We start from the raw sequence: 3,692 nt of genomic DNA, 5'->3' as shown, positions 1-3,692 counted from the left end.
GCCATGTTCCCCACGCTCCCGTTCTTATGCACGCGGTGGCCCGCGCGAAATTGTGCGGAAAGTGCGCTGGAAAGGCCGATAAGTCCAGAATGAGGCGCTTGTTCCTTCGGCTAATCGACGTTTTGCGCATGTCAACGCGGCTGCGCGCGCAAGAGGGAAACGGAAACGGCGCTTCGGACATGAAAACGCCGGACCTTTCGGCCCGGCGGATTATTCGCCACGGATAGCGGTTCAGTGAACCAGTTCTCTTTCCTTCGATTGGCGCAGTTTGGCGATTTCGTCCTTGAGAAGCAGTTTGCGTCGCTTCAATTCGTGCAGCTTGAGCTCGTCGAATGCTGGATGGAGCTCTTCCTTCTCGATTTCCCGTTGCAGCGCCATGTGGCGGCGTTCGAGTTCGGCGAGATGGGTTTGCAAGGACATGCGCAACTCCTATCGATGCTTGAACGACAGGATTGTGACACGATCCCGGGCGGGCGCAAGTGGAATTCTGTTGACGAAATTGTGGTGTTTAGGTGCGCTTTTTCCGCAATGCAACATGAGTCCGGCGATAAAATTTCCAGACCATGCCGCAGGATGCGCCTTTCCGCTCGAGCTTGGCCTATTTGCCCGCCGCTTGCGCGCGGGCGCCCGCATCTTGGCCTTGCTCTTGGCGCCCCGCGCGCCCATAATCCCGCCCACGGCGCGGGCAGCGCCCAATAATGGCGCACGGCGCCCCGAGAACGGAGGGCGCGCCCGTCGCGTCCGGAAATGGCCAGCGGTTTTCGATGACCAGAGAACTGAGCGAAGAAGAGCGGGCCGAATTCGCCATTGAAGTCGAGCGTCTGCGCCAGGAGCATCGCGACCTGGACGCCGCCATCGACGCGCTAATGGCCGTCGGCGCCGGCGACCTCCTGCAATTGCAGCGGCTCAAGAAACGAAAACTGATGCTGCGCGACCGGATCGTCTTCCTCGAAGACGCGCTCACCCCGGACATCATCGCCTGAATGGCCGATATCTCCGGCCCATTGGCGAAATCGCGCGATTTCGGCAAAAACGGGCTTTCCCTTTCAGGCGCTTGGCTTTAGACACGTCGCCTTTCCAACGGTCCGGGTTCGAAGCAAGTGCCGAGCAGCAAGCCTCCTGTCGCCATCATCATGGGAAGCCAGTCCGACTGGGCGACCATGCGCCACGCCAGCGAAACGCTGGAGGCTCTGGGCGTGGCGGCGGAAGCGCGGATCGTTTCGGCGCACCGCACCCCGGACAGGTTGGTCGCCTTCGCCAAGGGCGCGCGCGAGAACGGTTTCAAGGTCATCATCGCCGGGGCCGGGGGCGCCGCCCATCTGCCGGGCATGACCGCCGCCATGACGCCTTTGCCGGTGCTCGGCGTGCCGGTCGAATCCAAGGCGCTTTCCGGCGTCGATTCGCTTCATTCCATTGTTCAGATGCCGGGCGGCGTGCCGGTCGGGACGCTGGCGATCGGCAAGGCGGGCGCGATCAATGCGGCCTTGCTCGCCGCCGCCATTCTGGCCCTGAATGACGACAAGCTCGCCGCGCGGCTCGACGCCTGGCGCGCGAAACAGACCGCGGCGGTGGCGGAGCGGCCCAAGGACGACGACTGAGGACGATGACTGAGCCGAGACTGGCGCCGGGAGCGCGCATCGGAATCATCGGCGGCGGCCAGCTCGGCCGCATGCTCGCGCTCGCCGCCGCGCGCCTTGGCCTGTCTTGCCATGTTTTCACCGACCGTACGGATGATCCGGCGATTGAGGTCGCCGCCGCCGCCACAGTGGCCGGCTATGACGACGAAGAGGCTCTGGCCGGCTTCGCCGCGGCGGTCGATGTCGTCACTTATGAATTCGAGAACATCCCGGCGCGCACGGCGGAGTTTCTGGCCGCGATGCGGCCGGTGCGGCCGTCGCCTTCCGTTCTGGCGCTGACGCAGGACCGGCTGATCGAGAAGAATTTCGTCGCCGGTCTCGGCATCGAGGTCGCGCCCTTCGCACAGGTGGACGACGCCGGCGCGCTGGCGCGGGCGGTGGCGCAGATCGGCCGTCCGTCGATCCTCAAGACGCGGCGCTTCGGCTATGACGGCAAGGGCCAGAGCCTGGTTCGCGAGGGCACGGACCTCGCCGTGGCCTTCCGCGCGCTCGGCGGGCAGCCGGCGATCCTCGAAGGTTTCGTGCCCTTCGTCTGCGAGGTCTCGGTGGTGGCGGCGCGCGGGCTCGATGGCGATTTCGTCGCCTGGGACGTCGGTCGCAACACTCACGAACATCATATTCTCGCGACCACGACCGTGCCCGCCGACATCGGCGAAGACCTGCGCCAGCGCGCCCGCGACAAGGCCCGGCGCATCGCCGACGCGCTGGATTATGTCGGCGTGCTGGCGGTGGAAATGTTCGTGGTGGAGACGCCGGAGGGCGGCAAGCTGCTGGTCAACGAGATCGCGCCGCGCGTCCATAATTCCGGTCACTGGACGCTGGACGGCGCGGTGACCTCGCAATTCGAGCAGCACGTCCGCGCGATCTGTGGCTTCCCGCTCGGACTGGCGCGCGCGCATGGTCCGGTGGAGATGCACAATCTGATCGGCCATGACGTCGATCGCTGGCGGGAGTTCCTGCAAATCCGCGGCGCCTGCCTGCATCTCTACGGCAAATCCGAAGCGCGTCCCGGCCGCAAGATGGGCCATGTCACCATTTTGAAGTGACGTCTTGCCGCCGCCGAGGAGGGGCTGTCACCTGCTCGTCGGCTTTCAGTCATGAACGGCCAAGGTCGCTCACGGACGACCTCGGAGCGAACGCCCTTCAACGAATTCCAGTCACTGTGTGTGTCGGCCCGTCCCTCAGGACCATCTCGCCGGTGCGGGGATTTGTCAAAGTAACATTCTCAACCGCCTGAAATCGCCATACGCCGTCGCGCCGCGTGAGCACAGCCAGGATCAATGTATCGACCTTGTGCGCGCCGGCCGGATGCGCTGACCCGGTCGTGAGCCGACTCCAGAAGTGTATGATCGCTGCGCCATCACCGATGGGGACCACGTCGATCAGTTCATTCGCCAGAGTCGAATCGCGATAAATTGTCTCATGGATCGGGCGGTGAAGGGCGATGATCTCACCGACGCCTCGCACATAGCGCCCGAACCGATTCACGAACGTCGCATCGTCGTCGAACAGAGCGGCAAAGGCTTCCATGTCGTGAGCATTCCATGCGGATTGGAACGCCTCCGGCGCATCTTCCGTTCGGAACATCGGCATCCCGTTAGCCTCTCGTCTTCCTATCCATGAGCGCAGCCAGCCGCCCTTCGCCGGTTCCTTTATGGAGGCGGCTATCGCTGATCGTATCCCGATTGCGCCTCGCGAACTTGTTCCCAGTTCTCCTTGGCCCAATCGACCAGTCCCTGCGTGGGGCGCAACAGACTCCGTCCCAGACTCGTCATCTCATATTCGACGCGGGGCGGCACTTCGGGGAACACTTCCCGGATCACCATCCCGTCGCGTTCGAGATTTCTCAAGGTTGAGGAGAGCATCCGCTGCGAAATGCCCGGAACCGCGCGTTCGAGTTCGGAGAACCGGGCGCGGCCGCCGAGAAGGTCGAGCGACAACACGACGAAGATCGTCCACTTGTCGCCGATTTTCGTCAACAGTTCCCGCACCGCCATCGGGTCCGAACTCCGGCAGATCGCCGCAGGGTCCAACTGTCTGGTCTGGCTGGGCTTT

Annotated in this window: 6 protein-coding genes; 3 read left to right on the top strand and 3 right to left on the bottom strand. The window is 63.9% G+C overall.

Going from position 1 to position 3,692, the window contains the following annotated elements; genetic code table 11:
- Nucleotides 1–231 precede the first annotated feature (231 nt).
- Nucleotides 232–420 (bottom strand): YdcH family protein, encoded by a 189-nt coding sequence (locus ACE3S9_RS16560; protein WP_374547577.1) that lies wholly within the window; start codon nt 418–420, stop codon nt 232–234.
- Nucleotides 421–764: 344 nt separating this feature from the next.
- On the opposite strand from ACE3S9_RS16560, the gene ACE3S9_RS16555 reads away from it, so the two are divergent.
- From ACE3S9_RS16555 to ACE3S9_RS16545, 3 genes are all read left to right on the top strand, one after another.
- Complete coding sequence (locus ACE3S9_RS16555; RefSeq protein WP_374547579.1) at nt 765–983, top strand: YdcH family protein; 219 nt, start codon at nt 765–767, stop codon at nt 981–983.
- A 150-nt stretch (nt 984–1,133) separates the two neighbouring features.
- Nucleotides 1,134–1,598, top strand: a complete 465-nt coding sequence (gene purE / locus ACE3S9_RS16550) for a 5-(carboxyamino)imidazole ribonucleotide mutase (RefSeq protein WP_374547578.1) — start codon at nt 1,134–1,136, stop codon at nt 1,596–1,598.
- Nucleotides 1,599–1,603: 5 nt separating this feature from the next.
- On the top strand, nt 1,604–2,683 hold the full coding sequence (locus ACE3S9_RS16545) for a 5-(carboxyamino)imidazole ribonucleotide synthase (RefSeq protein ID WP_374547576.1): 1,080 nt from the start codon (nt 1,604–1,606) through the stop codon (nt 2,681–2,683).
- 97 nt (nt 2,684–2,780) lie between these two features.
- On the opposite strand, the gene ACE3S9_RS16540 is transcribed toward ACE3S9_RS16545, so the two are convergent.
- Both ACE3S9_RS16540 and ACE3S9_RS16535 read right to left on the bottom strand, forming a co-directional pair.
- On the bottom strand, nt 2,781–3,230 hold the full coding sequence (locus ACE3S9_RS16540) for an SgcJ/EcaC family oxidoreductase (RefSeq protein ID WP_374547575.1): 450 nt from the start codon (nt 3,228–3,230) through the stop codon (nt 2,781–2,783).
- A 71-nt stretch (nt 3,231–3,301) separates the two neighbouring features.
- Nucleotides 3,302–3,692, bottom strand: a 391-nt coding sequence (locus tag ACE3S9_RS16535; protein WP_374547574.1) for a winged helix-turn-helix transcriptional regulator, incomplete at its 5' end; no start/stop codon positions are given.

The sequence above is a fragment of the Rhodoblastus sp. genome (genome assembly GCF_041915505.1).
Lineage (GTDB): Bacteria > Pseudomonadota > Alphaproteobacteria > Rhizobiales > Beijerinckiaceae > Rhodoblastus.
Note: the sequence above shows the minus strand (reverse complement) of the source record. Positions and strands in the feature narration are given on the sequence as shown.